This is a genomic window from Flavihumibacter sp. CACIAM 22H1 (assembly GCF_001601815.1).
GTDB lineage: Bacteria > Bacteroidota > Bacteroidia > Chitinophagales > Chitinophagaceae > Flavihumibacter.
The window spans coordinates 61,066-78,171 of sequence record NZ_LUKG01000003.1; the positions used below are offsets into that span (position 1 = coordinate 61,066).

Consider the following 17,106-nt stretch of genomic DNA (forward strand, 5'->3'; position numbering starts at 1 on the left):
ATGGAATCAATCCAGTCCATCGTTTGTTTCATCCAAACCTGTATTTGCTCGGGCGAAGCAATTTTTTCACCGTCTTCATGTCTGAAAATCAATAAATACTCCTGCATTTTTAACTAGTTTTAAACGTGATAATTAATACCTACACTATATAACAACCAGCGCTGCCTGAATTGGACATGGATTACCAACAAAACACCGAATTACTGGCAATTTCGCAACAAACCGTGTACCTGAAAGGAGAATTCTTCCTGCGGGAGGGACAAATACCCCGAAAATTTGGCTTTGTTCAATCGGGACTTTTCCGGTATTATTACCAGAACGACAAGGGCATTGAATTCACAAAAGCCTTTATTCCGGCCACCTCCATCCTGGCATCTTACACGGCTATGCTTGGACAAACCGGCTCGCAATTTTTTGTTCAGGCACTTGAAACATCTACCGTGCTTGAAGTCAATTATCTAAGCTGGCTTAAACTCCAGGAAAAAGATCCGGCCTGGGACAAATTCCTCATAAAAGCGCTGGAGAAAGGCTATGCCAGCAAAGAAAAAAGAGAACGGGATTTATTATTGCTCGACGCAGAAACGCGTTACCGTAATTTCCGGCTCGAGTTTCCCGGGCTCGATAAACGTGTTCAATTGCAGCACATTGCCTCCTACCTGGGCATTCAACCGGAATCCTTAAGCCGGATCCGGAAAAAACGCAGCAGTTAACCCAGGTCAATTTTCAATAGAACGCGCCCGGCTATTTTCGCGGTTCAATTAAACGCGATGAACTTACACAATAACACCATTTTTATTACCGGCGGAAGTTCAGGACTGGGATTGGAAATGGCAAAACAACTGATTGCACTGAATAACACCGTACTGATTTGTGGCCGCAACCCGGAAAAATTAAGCGCTGCTAAAAAGCAGTTACCGGAGCTCATTACATATTGTTGCGATCTCAGCAAGGACACTGAGCGGATACAACTTTCAGCCTGGATCCGGGAAACCTATCCTTCTCTGAATATACTGGTTAACAATGCAGCCATTGTTCACCGAAATGATTTTGGAAAAGACCCTGATGCCTATGAAAAGGCGGTAACAGAAATTATGACCAACCTGCTTGCTCCTGTTCACCTGAGCAAACTTTTATTGCCGGTGCTGCAGCAAAATAACAATGCAGGTATAATAAATATTACCAGCGGGCTGGCATATACGCCTCGGGTGCAATACCCGGTTTATAATGCAACAAAAGCAGCACTCCATTCATTTACACAGGTAGTACGTGCGCAGGTTTCCTCTCTTCAAATAACCGAGGTTTTATTTCCGGTAGTGGATACTCCCTGGCACCTGGGCAATCCGCCGAAAATTGCCATCAGTCCGGCAAAAGCAGTAAAAGAAATGCTGGCAGGATTAAGCCGAAACAAAAAGGAAATCAGGGTAGGTGCAGTAAAGCTCCTCTATTATTTAGGGCGTCTGGCACCTGGATTTGCGTTTAAAAAAATCAATTCCCTGCATTAAAACAAGCCTTGTTAAAGTCCTGAAAACTATCTGCATTTACCTGGTTATCCAAAGCGTGGCGGATATCGATTTTTTCTCGTTGGGTAAGATGGAAATTCAAGGCAGCTTTCATCTCTTCTTTTTCGGGCAGGTACTGAAAACTGATCCGGTTAAACGCTCCGGGTAGCAGATCACTGATCATTCCCAATTGATCCTGTTGATTGTACTGCTGCATCTTATGCCAGTTCAATTGCAGCAGGAGTAATGGTTTGGTTACGATTTCCGAAATTGCTTTCGATTCAAACGGATGCTCCCAACCACCTCCTTTCCTGTCTTTAATCTGAAGGAGGGTTACTCCGCTGGTATTTTCCCGGATCCAGTGGCGGAAAACATGAATAAAACGAACAGCAGTTTCAATACCATAATTATCGCGCAATCCGGCATCCATTACATCAATAACAGGTTCGGTAGGCAACCATACATTGGGTAATACATAAGGAAACGTAGCATTCATACGAAGGGCGGTAAGCAGCCGAAGGTTCATCGGGTCCTGCTTCTGAAGAAGGGCAGCAAAATCAACGGCGTCCGGATCTCCATCCAGTTGAAGGCCGGCATCACCGGCGGGTTTCATTAAAAAACTAAGCGGGTGCGTACTTATCAGCATTTTACGGCCATCGCGGGTAATCACTGAATTAAATATCATGGTTGGAATCAGTGCTTGCTTTTCTTCTTCCTGTAATGCACTCAATTCCTTGTCCAGTAAATAGCGGGTATTTTTATTGAGTTGCTGTTCAAAAGAATAGGCCCTGTCTTTTACATATTCATACGCTCCTACCTTAAATTTTTGGGCAGGCGCGGCCAGGTCTCTTGCTACAAAAGAGGAAAAGGTTGGATTTAATAAGTCCTTTGAGATATCATCAAAATAGCGCTGATCCTGTAAGCGGACCGGCTGCCCCAGGTCTCGCTCTCTTGACAATGCCCGAAAATAAGCCGCTCCAAGCATGCCTCCGGAAGCACCGGTTATCAGAAAAGTTTTACGCATCAGTTGCTGGTTGCATAAGCTATCCAGTTTCTGTAATACCCCCATTGTAAAAGTTGCACTTCTGGTACCCCCTCCACTTACATTGATAATAAAGAGCCGGGGCTTTTCGACAGCTTGTCTTTTTTTCCAGTTTTCCAGTACCTCAATCATTGCTGCACTATCCGCTGCCATCTTTTCCGGCGTATTCAATGCCGCCAGATGCTCGGCTGAATAGGCCGCTTTCTGAATTTGTTTGCCATAATTAAGTCCATATGCCTTATTGGTGGGGTCAATTACACCATACCGATACAAAATATTCAATAGTACGATCAGTACTACCACAAAGGGCACACTCCAGCTTTGCAGAAAATAAGAGAATGCGCCAGCCACTGAAACCAGGATGGCAAAAAAAATAGTTATGCTGGCTGCTGCCGGTAGTTGAAACATTTCATAATCGAGAAGAAATCCCACCAGCATTAAAAAAACGAAGGCGATAAAAATCGATAATACCGCTGCAAAATGATGCCTGCTGAAAATACTTTCCAGGAATTCCTTACTGTAATGGGTTACATCGCGAACTGCTTTTACCCTTAATCGTCCGCTTAGATAGGTGGTTACTTTGATCAGCCGACTGCCGCCGCTATTAAGTACAATATGGGGTCGAACGCCTTTATGCAGTGCAAGGGGACTTGTATCGAGGCTGATCATATTTCGTGCAATTGTAATATCCGCGCCGAAAAAATAACCAAAGGATAAAAAAACGATTACTGCAAAACCGGTAAGAAAGCCACCTGTAAGGGCTAAAACATCGCTCAAAGACAATAATTCCTTATGCAAATCAAAATTAACGGCATGGAAAAAATAGTACCCCAGAAAGATCACAGGAATAATAGCGTTGTTGATACAATATTTGAGGAAAGGACGGGTAGTGGTAGCCAGAAAGCGGAAATGCCGGCAGAACAGGATAAATGTGGTAATGTTCCAGCTCATGATAAAGATGGCAACAGAAACCCCCACAATTCCGGCGGAAAGGGCATTTACCGTACCCAGGTATTCGGGCGATAAATAGAGCGAATCCACGCCAAAGCTTGCCATAAAATTTCCACTGACAGCACCGAATAAGGCCAGCCAGAATATAAGCAGGATCTGAAACTTCTTAAAATGAAGCAGCACCAATTGTACAGCAAAAGAATAGAATATGGCTTTGAGGCGGTGCTTCATAGTGGTTTCAAGATACACTCTTAGAACGTTTAGACAACGCGCAAATTATGCCTGCTGCCTGCGTGCACTGAAAAGATACAGCATCCCAACCAGTGAAAGTACCAGAAACATAGCGGTAAGCTGGTGGATTTGTGCCATCCATTCAAAGCTCCCCCACCGGTTAGGAATAATTTCCTTACTGGTTAAAACAGCTAATATGCCCAGCAAAACCTGTATTACCACTATTAAAAGAGGCCAGCGGAGGTATCGTTTAGCCACAACAGAAAGCGGCTCCTGGCTGGCTTTTCGATACCATACGATTATAAGGATGGTAATCAGGTAAGCCAGGTTCCGGTGAATAAAATGAACGGTGATAGTATTATCAATAAAATTAATCAGCCAGGGTTGGTGGCTACCCATTCCATCGGGGTACCAGGCCCCATTGATCGTAGGCCAGGTGGACGCAACGGCTGCAGCCTTATGGCCAGCCATCAGCGCACCATAGAGTAATTGAAGCGTTAACAGGCCCAAAATCAGCCAAATACCCTTTTTTACCGGGCCCGAATTAATTCGTTCGCGTGCTGGTACCAGCAATTGAAGAGCAAACCAAAAGGTATAACAGAGCAGCCCGATTGCCAGTACAAAATGGAGCGCCAGGCGCGTTGGCTTAACGTATACAGCATCGCCGGTTAGCCCGCTTGCCACCATAATCCAGCCTACGGCTCCCTGTAATGCCCCCAGCACAAACAGGATCAGGAGCGGGTTCACCATTTCGCGTTTCAGGTAACGTTTTGCACTCAGGTAAACAAATCCCACCAGAAATACCACGCCAATCAGCCTTGCCCAGAAACGATGAAACCATTCCCAGAAAAAAATAAACTTAAAATCTGGTAGGTTAAAATCGGTATTCAGCAGGCGGAATTGAGGGGTTTGCTGGTATTCGCTGAATTTTTCAAGCCAGGCGGCTTCATTCAGCGGGGGCAGTGTACCGGTTACCACCTCCCACTCGGTAATAGAAAGTCCGGAGCCGGTAAGCCGGGTTATACCACCCAGTAAAATCTGCACAATAATCATTGCAACCCCTATCAGCAGCCAAATGGCCACTGCTCTCTGTCCCTTTTGCTGAGGATTAAACTGAAGGATGTGTTCCATGGCCCGCAAAGTTATCCCATTGGTTCCGATACGCCAACCGCTGTTGAAACTCAGGGTTTTTTGGTGGTAGGAACAGCTAACAATGGAATGAGGATGCCGTCTGCCACTTTTGACGTTATACTGTAATTAAAGAGCTTCTCGAAAACCGTGCGTTCATGAACAAACATCAGTAATACCGCTTTTTTTCGGTCGGCCGTATAATTTACCAGGTTTTTCCACATGGGTAAATCATCTTTTTTGGGCACTAACTGGGCAGTGATCTCCGGATAATCAGCCACCACCGCTTCCAGTTCATCCTGATCGGTTTCAGGAACAGATGTTAAAGAAATCACCTGCACCTTGGTTTTCAGCCATTTTGCCCATTCCACCAGCTTGGGCAGGCAGGCTTTTGCTTCTTTCAGCGATATAGCCGCTAATAGTTCTTCCAGCACCACCGGGTGCCAGTTGCGGGGTACGGCTAGTATTGGAAACAAACTATGATTGATCATAGTACTGGTATTGCTACCCCAAAAACGTTCGATGGCATTGGAGGCACCATGGGTTCCCATAACAATCAGGTCCGCTTTATGCTGTAACATATGGTTGATAATACCGCCGTTGATCATTACGCTTTCCCGAACGGCACTGGTAACTGCGGGGGTGCTATCGCCACAGCAGGATCGGCTGCGGTCTGCAACAATTTCAGCCAGTTTTGCTTCAATTGCTCCCAAATCAACGTGATGTGGATCAATATGCCATTCTGCAGGGTAGTCATGGGCAGCTTTAAAATTTAAAATATGTAATACTTCAATGGTTAATCCACTGCCTTTTGCAATGTATAAGGCCTGGTCCAACGCGCTGATAGCATTGGCGGAGAAATCAAAAGGAACTAAAATATTCGCCATGAGATTCATTTACTTTTTTCTTTATACCTCTTCTTCCATTAACAAATGCCAGCGTTTTTGCGCAAATGCAGAAATATTCAGCTTTTTAGCTACCCGGCGATAACGGATAATTCCGCTGGTAAGGATACCGAAAGCCACTATCCAAAAAGCCAGTTCCAGTAACCAGCCCAATTCCAGTTCAAAAAAACTGTTGAGGGTTAGTCCGGCAATGGAAAAATACAAACTTGAGCGAATATAGGCCAATAAAGTACGTTCATTGGCCAAACGGGTACGCTCTACTGCCAGTTCATCTGTCAGTGAAAGTTTTACCCGGGCAGGCGCAGGTTTTTCAGCATTCATTCCGGCAGTTTGCAACAATTTACGCAAGAATTGATTAAGCCGTTCCCTTTAATATCCTATTCCAGTACATCCAGGGTAATACATATTTTTTCAAGGCCCACATTGTCCACCGGGGCTTGGACTGATCAAACGGAAATGTTTCTGTGGGTTTGTTGTCATAATCGAACTCTGCCAGAATCAGTTTGCCGTATCCTACAACCAATGGACAGCTTCCATAACCATTGTAGGTAGCTGGCAGGGGTTCGCCATCTATCAGGGCTAACAGGTTTTTTACCAATACAGGGGCTTGTTTACGAACCGCGGCCCCGGTTTTTGCATTAGGCGTACTGGTTGCATCACCAATTCCGAAAATGCGCGGATATAGTGTATGCTGAAGCGTTGCCTTGTTTACATCCACCCATCCGGCTGCATTTGCCAGCGGGCTGTTTCGTATGAAATCGGGGGCACTTTGCGGAGGTACTACGTGGATCATATCAAACTGCTTAGTAACCAACTTTGTAATACCCTCTGTATCGGTAACCTTAAATACAGCTGTTTTTGCCGCACCATTTATCTCTACCAGATCATGTTTGAAATGTAATTGAATGCCGTATTCATTCACTTTCTTCATCAACTCATCGGCATATTTTTTTATCCCAAAGATGACCGAACCTGCGCTTACAAATTCCACGCTGGTTTTACCCAGTAGTCCATGCTTTCGCAAATAGTCTGCTGCCAGGTACATGATTTTTTGTGGAGCGCCTCCACATTTTACCGGGGTACCCGGACTGGTAAACAACGCCTTATCACCAGCTTTTAACCCTTTAATAAGCTCATAGGTATAGGGAGCCAATTCAAAAGAATAGTTGGAGGTTACGCCGTTTTTGCCCAGCGTTTCAGGCAACCCTTTAACCAGGTGCCAGTTCAACTGAATACCAGGGGCTACAACCAGGTAATCATACGTATATTCCTGCCCACTGGCTGTACTAACCTTATGCTGATCAGGTTCAAAGCGGGTGGCAGCATCTTTTATCCAATGCACCCCTTTGGGCAAAACCGATGCTTCAGACCGAACCGTGTCGTTTATGTCAAAAGTGCCGGCCCCTACCAGGGTCCAGGCGGGCTGATAATAATGTTTTTCAGACGGTTCAATAATAGCTATATCAAGCGCAGGCCTTTTGCGCAGCAATTGAGCCGCCGTAGAAATGCCCGCATTCCCTCCACCAATTATTAAAATCTGATGATGTTGTTGCATGTCAATCGTTTAAAGGTGAAGGTAGGAGCCCGAAAGCAGGTGAATTGTGACCCCTGTCACTCTGAAAACTGATTCTTATTTGCCCGTATTTTAACCTGGTTTAACCATATTTTCACTATAGAAGGGTAATATCAAAGAATTGATTAAATTACTGTCATTCAAACACTTATTAGTCGTCATGAAAGTCTTACAATTCACCATTCCGGTTCCTGGCGAAAAAAACATTATCGTACAACGCGATAAAATGCCGTATATGTACCAGCATTTACACCGGCACGATGAACTGCAGCTGACCTGGATCATAAAGGGAGAAGGTACCCTGGTGGTGGAAAATAACATGCACCCCTTCCGCTCCAATGAGATCTATTGCATCGGAGCAAACCAGCCGCATGTTTTTAAGAATAATCCTGTTTATTACGACGGAAACCTGGAAGTGGAAACCCTTACTGTTTTTTTTAATCCATCCGGCAAATTGCAGCACCTGTTTGATCTGACAGAAACCAAACAGATCCGCCAGTTCCTGCACAAACACCGGTCGGGTTTTATTTTACCCGAGGAAATAACAGCGGATATCAGCGCACTCATGCTTCGCATGGAGCAACAGAACAATATTGAGCAGGTGATCAGCTTTCTGGAATTGCTTCGCCATTGTTGCAGTGCCACCCAGTTAAAAGAACTGGCCAGTGTATCGGAAATGGCGCAATTCAGTGAGAATGAAGGAATCAGGCTGGGTAATATTTATAATTTTATTCTCAGTAATTATGCGGAACAACTTACGCTTGATGATGTAGCCAAACAAGCACACATGACCCCCCAGGCATTTTGCCGCTTCTTTAAAAAAAGAACCCGCCATACTTTTGTTTCATTTTTAAATGAAGTGCGTATTAATGAAGCCTGCAAAAAACTAACCGAAGGCGGGTTTGACAGCATATCCACCATCGCCTATACCTGCGGCTTTAACAGCATCACCAATTTTAACCGGGTTTTTAAATCGGTACTAGGTAAATCACCGAGTGAATACGTAGAGTCCTATACCCTGCATACCTACGAAGTGGCCAGTTAATTTACCATCCATTCATGTATACCAGATGAGTGTTTTTCAGGTAATTTAACTTCGAGCCGCAGTGCGGTGGTTGTTACCGGTTTAAATTTTATGGTGTTGTACCCATCCTTGCTGATAGGGTCCATTTTTTCCAGCTCAACCGGTACAAATTTACCCGCCTTCTCATACAGGAGGGTGTAAGACTGTGGTATCCTGCATCCTCCGAAAGGTCCATCATCAAACCAGTAAAAACTGCTTGAGCTAACCTGGTAAGTTTTATCAAATTTATATTCCACCCATTCCGTTGTATTTTCATTCGGCCACCAATGCAGGTATACAGAATTCCGATCCTGTGAATTTTCCGGCTCAAACTGATCATTCAACCCGCGCAACATCCGTGGATTCTTCTGGGAAGAACTGGGCTTGCTTTTGGATGCAATGGTAGGCGCCGGTGTTGGTAACGCTGCAGACGCTTCGTAAGGGATCCATACCTGCATTTCCCCGGCTCCGCGGTTATTCCAGGAATAGTAAGGAATAGCTTTTACCGTTTGTTCTGTTCTAAGCAACGCTTTGCTGTTAAGCTGCCGTTTGGTACTTGCCCCCTTTGCAGTTAATACTATTACACCATTCAATAACTGCGGTTCATAGCGGGCGTTTACTGCTGCCGAACGGTCTATTACAATATTATTGGCAGCATTGTCTTTGTTATCAATGCCTTCAATACAATAAACAAGCGGACCGCGTTGTAATGCAAACCTGTTCTGATCCTCTTTCACCTGTTTATTCGCAATAACTTTTTCTATTTCCAAGGGCAATTCCAATTCCAGCCGATCTCCTTTTTTCCAGCTCCGATTCAGTACGGCATACCCTTTTTCCATCGTGTAGTCCACCGCCTTTCCATTCAGCAAAAGCCTGATAGGTTTTCGCTGTGTATCAATAAAAGCGTATAAACTGCCGGGAAGGGCCTCCTGCTTTGCCCAGCCCGGGATCCGAAGATGTAAGGTAATAGCTGCAGCCGGCGCCTGGTTTACCAGCAGAGCTACCTGCCCCTTCCAGGGATATTCCGTAACCTGTTCCAACTGCAGATTACCTGCAGGCAATTCCACAGAGGAAGTACTTGCAACATATAGGTTTACATAAAGCTCATTTTCTTTTTTCGCATATACATAGCCGGGAATGGAGGGCATAAACCGGGTCATATTTGAAATACAACAGGCACATCCGAACCAGGCACTTCGCTGGTGTTGCCCCATAGAAGCCAGTGGATTGGGGTAGAAAAAACGATCCCCGCTTAATGAAACACCGGATAAAAGACCATTGTAAAGAATACGTTCCAACACATCAATATACTGTGCATCTCCGTTCATTAAAAACATTCTGCTATTCCAATACACATTGGCGATGGAAGCACAGGTTTCTGCATAGGCCGACATATTCGGCAACTGATAGGCTGCCCCAAATGCTTCTCCATGGCCGGTGGCACCAATACCTCCGGTAAGGTAAAGCTTGTGTTCTACCACATCTTTCCAGATATCGTTGATAGCGCTTATATATTCCTGGTTTCCGGTAAGTGCAGCCACATCGGCCATTCCTGTGTACATATAGGCGGCACGTACCGCATGTCCTACTGCTTCATGCTGATCAGTAACCATCTTGTGAGACTGGCTGTATTCAGCTCCTTGTATGGTGCCATTACCCCGTATATCAAGGAAGTATTTCGCCAGGTCGATGTATTCCTTTTTTCCGGTAACCCGGTATAACCTTGCCAGTCCCATTTCCACTACCTGATGACCCGGAAAATAGGCCGCTTTACCCGGACCAAAATCACGTACCAGCAGGTCTGCATTTTTCAGCGCTATATCCAAAAAATTCCGTTTACCGGTAGCCAGGTAATGTGCAACAGCCGCCTCGTAAAGGTGCCCTGAATTGTATAGCTCATGACTCAGGTCAGGATCTTTCTCCCATCGGTTCGGACTGATCCAGGGATGCAGGGTATCCGGTTTCATGGTCCGGAATGTATACAGGTATCCATCCGGCTCCTGTGCATCACCAATAATACCGATAAGGGTATCAAGTGTTTTTTCGAGCTCCGGATTCGGCTTGGTTTGGAGAGAATAGGAGGCCCCTTCTATAAGTTTATATACATCCGTATCATCAAACGGATATTCTGTTATTTTTCCAACCGGCAGCTTACCAGCAGCTTTCAGGAAATTATCGATGCGACCTGTTTCCCTGCATTTTTGCAAGGTATAAGGAATGCTTACGGTAGCATTCACCTCCATCTTCGGTGCCCAGAAACCGTCCTGAAAATGTACCTGTGTAAAAGGTATCGGCTGGATGGGGTAATCACGTTGTGCGGTCTGCGCAGTCAAATTCAGTCCGCATAGCCCAAGCACTACTCCAATGGATAGAGATTTTTTCAGCATACTGGTAGCAATTTTTCAAAAATTAAATGTATTAATGACATTTAACTACCAATTTACACAAATTCACGGATGCTGTGCAGATTTTCTCCTTACTGGTTATTTAAGCCACTATATTGGTAAGTGTTCCTATTCCGCTGATTTCGATTTCAACCAGGTCTCCTGCCAGCAGTGTAAAAGACGGCGGGGGTACAATGCCGGTACCGGTCATGATAAAACAGCCAAAAGGAAAGCTGCATTCCCGGTACACAAAACCCACCAGTTCTTTCAACCCTCTTTTCATTTGCGTCAATGCTACTGTATCGGAAAAAACGGGTAGGCCGGCCCGTTTAATGACCAATTGAATAGTGGTAGAAGAAGAAATGGTTTCATCCGGAGTTAGCAATATACAGGGGCCCAGCGCCGCACAGCCATCGTATGTTTTTGCCTGCGGAAGATAAAGCGGGTTTTCCCCTTCGATGCTACGGCTGCTCATATCATTTCCGATCGTATAGCCGATTATGGCTCCGTTGCTGTTTACCACCAAGGTTAACTCCGGTTCCGGTACATTCCAGGAGCTGTCTTTGCGGATACGAACCAGGTTACCTGTTCCTACCACTCTTGCAGCACTGGCTTTCATAAAAATTTCTGGGCGTTCGGCTTCATATACCCTTGCATAAAAATCGCTGCCGCCTGCTTCTTTTGACTCTTCCTGTCTCCCATCGCGGCTGCGTTTATAAGTTACACCACAGGACCATAATTCCTGTTGTTCCGTCATTGGCATTTCAATGGATGAGTGAGATGGCGCCATTACCTGTTCTGCCCCCTTTAAAAGTTCCTGAACAAGGGTAAGGGGTGCCTCTGCATGTAAGAGATCAGCCCAGGTAACAGGGAGTTTATAAAAACATGCCCCCTCTTCTGCAATGGGTCCAAGTGTAGTCCTGTAAATACGAATGCCGTCCATCTATTGATTTTAAACAGTAATATAGCAAGAGTTCTGCTTATCGTCAGAGGCTCGTTTCAACATCTGAGCGGTTTGCATCAATTAGCCTAAGTTCCACTGATTTTAACCCGCATGTGGGAATTGTACCGGTATTGCTTAATTTCCCCTACCTGAAACCTGCTGTTTATGAGTTCTTCCAGTTTTAAGCCGACCCTTCGTTTATTGGATGCCACCATGGTGGTGGCAGGTTCCATGATAGGTTCCGGCATCTTTATAGTAAGTGCGGATATTACCAGGCATGTGGGAAGCGCTGGCTGGCTCATTGCAATATGGCTTATTACCGGCTTCATGACCATCACCGCCGCCTTAAGCTATGGAGAATTAAGTGGAATGTACCCGAAAGCTGGCGGCCAGTATGTTTATTTAAAGGAAGCTTATAATCCCTTAATTGGTTTCCTTTATGGCTGGAGTTTTTTTTCTGTTATTCAAACCGCTACCATTGCTGCCGTAGGAGTTGCCTTTGCAAAATTTACCGCTTACCTTTTTCCGGTGTTTAGTGAAGATGCCGTAGTGGTACAGATCGGTACTTACACCATATCTCCCGCGCAACTGCTTTCTATTGTGGTAATTATTCTGCTAACCTACATAAACACCCGGGGAATTAAGAGCGGAAAAACCATTCAAACCAGTTTTACCCTCGCAAAATTGCTCAGTCTTTTTGGTCTTATCGTTTTTGGCCTGCTGGCTTTTGATGTGCAAATATGGAACAACAACTGGATCAATGCCTGGTCTGTTCAGAAACTGCTTCCCGGATCATCGATCGAATCTTATACAACCATTGCAGCTTTAGGCGCTGTAGCGGCGGCCATGGTAGGCTCTATCTTCAGCAGTGATTCCTGGAATAATGTAACCTTTATTGCAGGAGAAATAAAAAATCCGCAACGTAACATCGGGTTAAGTCTTTTCCTGGGCACCCTGATTGTTACGCTAATTTATGTGTGTACTAACCTGGTATATATGTCTGTGCTTTCCTTGGACGCCATCGCCGGTGCAGAAAAAGACCGGGTTGGTGTTACAGCTGCGCAGGTGATATTTGGCAATGCCGGCACCATCATTATTGCAATCATGATCATGGTTAGCACATTTGGCTGTAATAATGGTTTAATACTTGCCGGTGCAAGGGTATATTATACAATGGCACAGGATAAACTGTTTTTCAAAAAAGCAGGCCATCTTAATAAAAACAATGTACCCGGCTATGCACTCTGGTTTCAGTGCCTGTTTGCCTGTGGCTGGAGTTTAAGTGGCCAATACGGGCAATTACTGGATATGATCTCTTTTGTGGTTGTTGGATTTTATATGCTCACTATTGCGGGCATTTTTATACTACGCAAAAAACAACCGGCAGCGCATCGTCCGTATAAAGCAGTGGGCTACCCGGTTCTACCAATTATTTATATTTTAATGGGACTTAGTTTTTGCGGACTACTTATATTTTTTAAACCCGCATATACCTGGCCGGGATTAATTATAACCTTATTGGGCATTCCAATCTATTATTTTATCAGGAAAAACGATCCGGAGCAAAAGGAGCCAGGTTAATGGAGGGCTGTTTTCCATTGGCCAGTTCGGCAATCAGCTTACCGGTTGCCGGTCCAAGGCTAAGCCCCATCATTGCATGCCCACCTGCTATCAAAAGATTATCTGCACCTGCTGAATAACCAATATAGGGAAGTCCATCCGGGGAACAGGGTCGAAAGCCATACCAGATATTTTTCTCTGCCGGCAGAGACGGCTTTAGTTCTGGAAAATAACTGGGAATAGATTCCACAATTCCTTTAACCCGGTTCAGGTTTACGCGGTGCTGCATTTTACCCAGCTCCATGGTACCTCCAAACCGCATCCTCCCCTGCATGGGAGTTATGGCTACCCTTGCTTCACAAAGAATTGCCGGTATATTTAACTTCTGCGCAGGTTCATCAACGGTGAAGGAATAACCTTTCCCCGGCAGTAACGGTATCTTCAACCCTGCCAGTTGTAAGGTGTCTGGCAGCCATGAACCACTGGCCATCACAAATAAATCCGCTTCCAGTTTTTTTCCCCCCGCAGTTATACTTTGAATTTTATGCTGATGTCGCTCAACCTGTTCAAGCGCATGTTGTTCCAACAGTTGAACTCCCCGCTGTTTCAGGGTGGTGATCAGTTGTTTCATCAATAAATTAGGATATAAGTGTGCATCAGATCTATAATGCACAGCGCCTAAAACATCCAGTTTTGTGGTGGGTTCCAATTGCTGAACCTCTTCTTTATTCAGGTAAACTGCATCCAGGCCCAGGGCTCTTGCTTTTTCGGCGAGGTGAATTTCTTCTTCGGCTACAGCTTCCTGTTTGAAATACATCAAAATTCCTTTTGCTTCTAAGGAGAAATCAAAGGAGCGGGCCAATTCGTCATAAAGTGATTTGCTGAGCAAATTCAGGTCGAGCAAGGGCCTGGCAGACTGCTCAACATGCCGGGCATTGGCAGCTTTTATGAAACGAAGGCCCCAGCTTATCAGTTTCGGACTCAGTGCCGGCTTCACATAAAAGGGGCTTTTAGAATTGAACATCCAACGTATTCCCTGTGAAACAATTCCAGGTGCTGCCAATGGAACAAAATGACTTGGTACTACCATTCCGAGGTTACCGTAGGAACAACTGTCTGACAAGTCTGTTCTATCAACAAGTACAACCTCCCATCCCATTTCATTTAGGTACCAGGCACTGCATAAGCCTATTATTCCACCACCAACAATTACTGCTTTCATAGTACAACTAAGGAATCAACAGCATCCCGCGTATAGATGCCGTTTATTTTGCGCATGAGCTGAAGAGGGTTACTGTTTTTTAAAGCGGCCGGCAATATTTCTTCGGGGCAATTCTGCCAGCAAAGGGGGCGTACAAATCGTTGAATGGAATCAGCGCCGACGGAGGTAGATCTTGCATCAGCCGTAGCAGGAAATGGGCCTCCATGCACCATGGCATGGCACACTTCTACCCCAGTTGGCACCTGGTTAAATATTAACCGGCCAACCCTGGATTGCATAACCGCAATTGCATCGGAAAATTCCGTTAGATCTGCTTGCTCGGCAAATACGGATCCGGTTAATTGCCCCTGTAATACCTCCAGTGCCCGTTTCAGTTCCTCTTTTGAAGAACAGCGCACCACCAGGGAGCTTGGCCCAAATACCTCTTCCTGCAACACCAGATCGTTGATAAAGTTTGCTGCGTTTACCTGAAATAAAGCAGCGCTTCCTTTATACTGTTCCGATAAGTCTTCTCCTTCGGTTAATACGGTTATACCCGGGTGTGTTTTGAGGCTTGATTTGTTGCCATAATAACTTTTACAAATGGTTTTATTCAGCATATAACCAGCGGCTGTTTTTTGAATAGCTGCTGTTAAAGCTTCTATGAATGCCGCTGTCTGTTCACTCTCCAATACAAATAGTAGTCCCGGGTTCGTACAAAACTGCCCCACTCCAAGGGTAATAGAGCCGGCCAGTTGTGTAGCTATCGAATCTGCGTGGGTACTGAGTGCTACGGGCAAAAGTAAAACAGGGTTAATACTACTCATTTCCGCGTATACCGGTATAGGTTCTTTCCTTTCTGTAGTAGCTGTCCGATAAAGAGACATACCTGCTTTGAAAGAACCGGTAAAACCAATTGCCTTAATTCGGGCATCTTTGGCAAGCTGTTGCCCTAGTATTGCTCCTTCGCCCACCAATGCGGAAAAAACGCCGTTTGGCATTCCGCATAAAATTGCTGCCCGCTGAACAGCCTGGGCAATCAGTTCATTGGTGCCAAGATGAGACCCATGCGCTTTTACAATTACCGGGCAACCAGCTGCAAGGGCTGCTGCGGTATCGCCACCGGCAGTTGAAAACGCAAAGGGAAAATTGCTTGCTGCAAAAACTGCTACAGGGCCCAACGCAACCTGCATTTTTCGCAGGTCTGTACGAGGTAAGGGCTTTCTATCGGGCAGGGCCGTATCAATTACTGCCTGTACCCAGCTGCCCTCTCTTAAAACAGCAGCAAATAATCTAAGCTGGTTAACCGTACGATCTCTTTCACCATTTAATCTTGCTTCGGGCAAACCGGTTTCCAGGTGGGCTCTTTCAATCAGCAGGGAACCAATTGATAAAATTTCCGTAGCAATAGTTTCCAGGAACCGTGCCCGCTGTTCCCCGGTAAGTGCGGCAAAAACAGGAGCCGCCTCCTGAGCCAGTTTTAAGGCTTGCTCTATTTCTGCTTCAGTTGCTACATAAAATTTTTCTGCTAATTGTTGACCGGTAACCGTACTAAAGGAATGGAGTGCGGTATTTCCGGCAGTGGCCACCGTATGTCCGATTATGCTAAGCCCATTGAGCATTTGATACATTTTGTAAGTGAAGATACTCCGGCAACTCCGGTCTGCAAGCTAATGCATCGTCGATCACTTTCTGAACAGCTATTTTCTCCTCCCCTTCCAGCAAGAGGCGAGGTGCGCGTACATATTCAGAACCAATTCCGGTTGCTTTTGCCGCCAGTTTAATATACTGCACCAATTTAGGATGAATATCCAGTTCACATAAAGGCAGGAACCAGCGGTTAATAGCCAGCGCTTCTTCAATTCTGCCGGCTTTTGCCAGGCGATAGATGGCAACAGTTTCCCGTGGAAAAGCATCTACCAATCCGGCTACCCAACCCTGTGCACCCAATAAAAGACTTTCCAGGGCAATGGGATCAACACCAGTAAGGATTTTATAACGATCGCCAAATCGGTTAAGCATCCGGGTTACATTCATGGTATTCCTGGTGGATTCCTTTACAGCCTGAATATTCTCCACGTCCAGCAGCTGCTCAAACATGTCAAGCGTAATTTCAATTTTGTAATCGACCGGGTTATTATAGAGCAAAATAGGAAGCGATGTGTTATGGGCAACCGCTTTAAAAAACGCAACCGTTTCGCGGTCATCAGCCTTATAACGCATCGGGGGCAGCAGCATTAATCCATCCGCACCGTTTTGCTCAGCTTCCTGCGCAAGCGCAATGGCAACTTTGGTACTTTGCTCGGCAATATTCACAATTACCGGCATATCGGCCGGTACAATTGCTTTAGAATACAAGAGAAGTGCTTTTTTTTCTTCTCCCAATAAGGTACTGGTTTCGCCCAAAGATCCGCCGATGATAATTCCATCAACACCTGCCTGAATCTGCGCTTCCAGGTTTAATTTATACAGGTCAAAATCAATTTCTTCATTTTCATCAAACGGTGTCAACAAAGCAGGATAAACGCCCTGCCAGCTAATAGTTGCCATAATACTTTATTTAGATAACGATGATTTGTAAAAATACCGGTTGCAGATCGGCCTTCCTATCCGGCAATTAATGAAT

The 17,106-nt window shown here is 45.3% G+C and carries 14 protein-coding genes; 4 read left to right on the forward strand and 10 right to left on the reverse strand.

Annotated elements, in window-relative coordinates:
• The first annotated feature begins 176 nt into the window (after window positions 1-176).
• Window positions 177-710 carry a Crp/Fnr family transcriptional regulator gene (locus tag A1D16_RS01575; protein WP_290707085.1) on the forward strand — a complete coding sequence of 178 codons (534 nt, stop codon included), beginning with the start codon at window positions 177-179 and terminating at the stop codon, window positions 708-710.
• A gap of 57 nt (window positions 711-767) precedes the next feature.
• A complete protein-coding gene (locus A1D16_RS01580; RefSeq protein WP_290707087.1) occupies window positions 768-1,502 on the forward strand; it encodes an SDR family NAD(P)-dependent oxidoreductase in 735 nt (244 codons plus the stop codon).
• On the opposite strand, the gene A1D16_RS01585 is transcribed toward A1D16_RS01580, so the two are convergent.
• From A1D16_RS01585 to A1D16_RS01605, 5 genes are read right to left on the reverse strand one after another with little or no spacing between them, the layout of a single operon-like run.
• Complete coding sequence (locus A1D16_RS01585) at window positions 1,486-3,723, reverse strand: patatin-like phospholipase family protein (protein WP_290707089.1); 2,238 nt, start codon at window positions 3,721-3,723, stop codon at window positions 1,486-1,488. The two genes, A1D16_RS01580 and A1D16_RS01585, sit on opposite strands and share 17 nt — an antisense overlap.
• Before the next feature lie 45 nt (window positions 3,724-3,768).
• Window positions 3,769-4,854 carry a COX15/CtaA family protein gene (locus A1D16_RS01590; protein WP_290707091.1) on the reverse strand — a complete coding sequence of 362 codons (1,086 nt, stop codon included), beginning with the start codon at window positions 4,852-4,854 and terminating at the stop codon, window positions 3,769-3,771.
• Window positions 4,855-4,904: 50 nt separating this feature from the next.
• Window positions 4,905-5,738: a universal stress protein gene (locus tag A1D16_RS01595; protein WP_290707093.1), complete on the reverse strand. Its 834-nt coding sequence runs from the start codon at window positions 5,736-5,738 to the stop codon at window positions 4,905-4,907.
• Between the two features lie 21 nt (window positions 5,739-5,759).
• Window positions 5,760-6,077 (reverse strand): DUF202 domain-containing protein, encoded by a 318-nt coding sequence (locus A1D16_RS01600; RefSeq protein WP_290707095.1) that lies wholly within the window; start codon window positions 6,075-6,077, stop codon window positions 5,760-5,762.
• Between the two features lie 34 nt (window positions 6,078-6,111).
• Window positions 6,112-7,311, reverse strand: a complete 1,200-nt coding sequence (locus A1D16_RS01605; RefSeq protein WP_290707097.1) for an FAD/NAD(P)-binding oxidoreductase — start codon at window positions 7,309-7,311, stop codon at window positions 6,112-6,114.
• A gap of 178 nt (window positions 7,312-7,489) precedes the next feature.
• Here A1D16_RS01605 and A1D16_RS01610 point away from each other — a divergent pair, with 178 nt between their 5' ends.
• Entirely contained in the window at window positions 7,490-8,374 is an 885-nt protein-coding gene (locus tag A1D16_RS01610; RefSeq protein WP_290707100.1) for an AraC family transcriptional regulator, read from the forward strand.
• Here the strand turns inward: A1D16_RS01610 and A1D16_RS01615 are convergent.
• A complete protein-coding gene (locus tag A1D16_RS01615; RefSeq protein WP_290707103.1) occupies window positions 8,371-10,779 on the reverse strand; it encodes a beta-L-arabinofuranosidase domain-containing protein in 2,409 nt (802 codons plus the stop codon). The two genes, A1D16_RS01610 and A1D16_RS01615, sit on opposite strands and share 4 nt — an antisense overlap.
• A gap of 100 nt (window positions 10,780-10,879) precedes the next feature.
• Window positions 10,880-11,719 (reverse strand): fumarylacetoacetate hydrolase family protein, encoded by an 840-nt coding sequence (locus tag A1D16_RS01620; RefSeq protein ID WP_290707105.1) that lies wholly within the window; start codon window positions 11,717-11,719, stop codon window positions 10,880-10,882.
• Between the two features lie 165 nt (window positions 11,720-11,884).
• Between A1D16_RS01620 and A1D16_RS01625 the strand changes: the two genes are divergently transcribed.
• On the forward strand, window positions 11,885-13,300 hold the full coding sequence (locus A1D16_RS01625; RefSeq protein ID WP_290707107.1) for an amino acid permease: 1,416 nt from the start codon (window positions 11,885-11,887) through the stop codon (window positions 13,298-13,300).
• Here A1D16_RS01625 and A1D16_RS01630 read toward each other — a convergent pair.
• The 3 genes from A1D16_RS01630 to A1D16_RS01640 are packed head-to-tail and all read right to left on the reverse strand — an operon-like array spanning window position 13,263 to window position 17,030.
• Window positions 13,263-14,501, reverse strand: coding sequence for an FAD-dependent oxidoreductase (locus tag A1D16_RS01630; RefSeq protein WP_290707108.1), 1,239 nt, complete (start codon window positions 14,499-14,501; stop codon window positions 13,263-13,265). The genes A1D16_RS01625 and A1D16_RS01630 overlap by 38 nt on opposite strands.
• Window positions 14,498-16,102, reverse strand: coding sequence for an aldehyde dehydrogenase (NADP(+)) (locus A1D16_RS01635; protein WP_290707110.1), 1,605 nt, complete (start codon window positions 16,100-16,102; stop codon window positions 14,498-14,500). Before A1D16_RS01635 ends, A1D16_RS01630 begins: the two co-directional genes overlap by 4 nt.
• Entirely contained in the window at window positions 16,086-17,030 is a 945-nt protein-coding gene (locus tag A1D16_RS01640; protein ID WP_290707112.1) for a dihydrodipicolinate synthase family protein, read from the reverse strand. Before A1D16_RS01640 ends, A1D16_RS01635 begins: the two co-directional genes overlap by 17 nt.
• Between the last annotated feature and the right edge of the window lie 76 nt (window positions 17,031-17,106).

Coding starts and splice junctions, on each gene's coding strand:
- A1D16_RS01625 (WP_290707107.1), top strand. CDS start 11,885: ATGAGTTCTTCCAGTTTTAAGCCGACCCTTCGTTTATTGGATGCCACC.
- A1D16_RS01615 (WP_290707103.1), bottom strand. CDS start 10,779: ATGCTGAAAAAATCTCTATCCATTGGAGTAGTGCTTGGGCTATGCGGA.
- A1D16_RS01630 (WP_290707108.1), bottom strand. CDS start 14,501: ATGAAAGCAGTAATTGTTGGTGGTGGAATAATAGGCTTATGCAGTGCC.
- A1D16_RS01620 (WP_290707105.1), bottom strand. CDS start 11,719: ATGGACGGCATTCGTATTTACAGGACTACACTTGGACCCATTGCAGAA.
- A1D16_RS01600 (WP_290707095.1), bottom strand. CDS start 6,077: ATGAATGCTGAAAAACCTGCGCCTGCCCGGGTAAAACTTTCACTGACA.
- A1D16_RS01610 (WP_290707100.1), top strand. CDS start 7,490: ATGAAAGTCTTACAATTCACCATTCCGGTTCCTGGCGAAAAAAACATT.
- A1D16_RS01580 (WP_290707087.1), top strand. CDS start 768: ATGAACTTACACAATAACACCATTTTTATTACCGGCGGAAGTTCAGGA.
- A1D16_RS01635 (WP_290707110.1), bottom strand. CDS start 16,102: ATGCTCAATGGGCTTAGCATAATCGGACATACGGTGGCCACTGCCGGA.
- A1D16_RS01585 (WP_290707089.1), bottom strand. CDS start 3,723: ATGAAGCACCGCCTCAAAGCCATATTCTATTCTTTTGCTGTACAATTG.
- A1D16_RS01590 (WP_290707091.1), bottom strand. CDS start 4,854: ATGGAACACATCCTTCAGTTTAATCCTCAGCAAAAGGGACAGAGAGCA.
- A1D16_RS01595 (WP_290707093.1), bottom strand. CDS start 5,738: ATGGCGAATATTTTAGTTCCTTTTGATTTCTCCGCCAATGCTATCAGC.
- A1D16_RS01575 (WP_290707085.1), top strand. CDS start 177: ATGGATTACCAACAAAACACCGAATTACTGGCAATTTCGCAACAAACC.
- A1D16_RS01605 (WP_290707097.1), bottom strand. CDS start 7,311: ATGCAACAACATCATCAGATTTTAATAATTGGTGGAGGGAATGCGGGC.
- A1D16_RS01640 (WP_290707112.1), bottom strand. CDS start 17,030: ATGGCAACTATTAGCTGGCAGGGCGTTTATCCTGCTTTGTTGACACCG.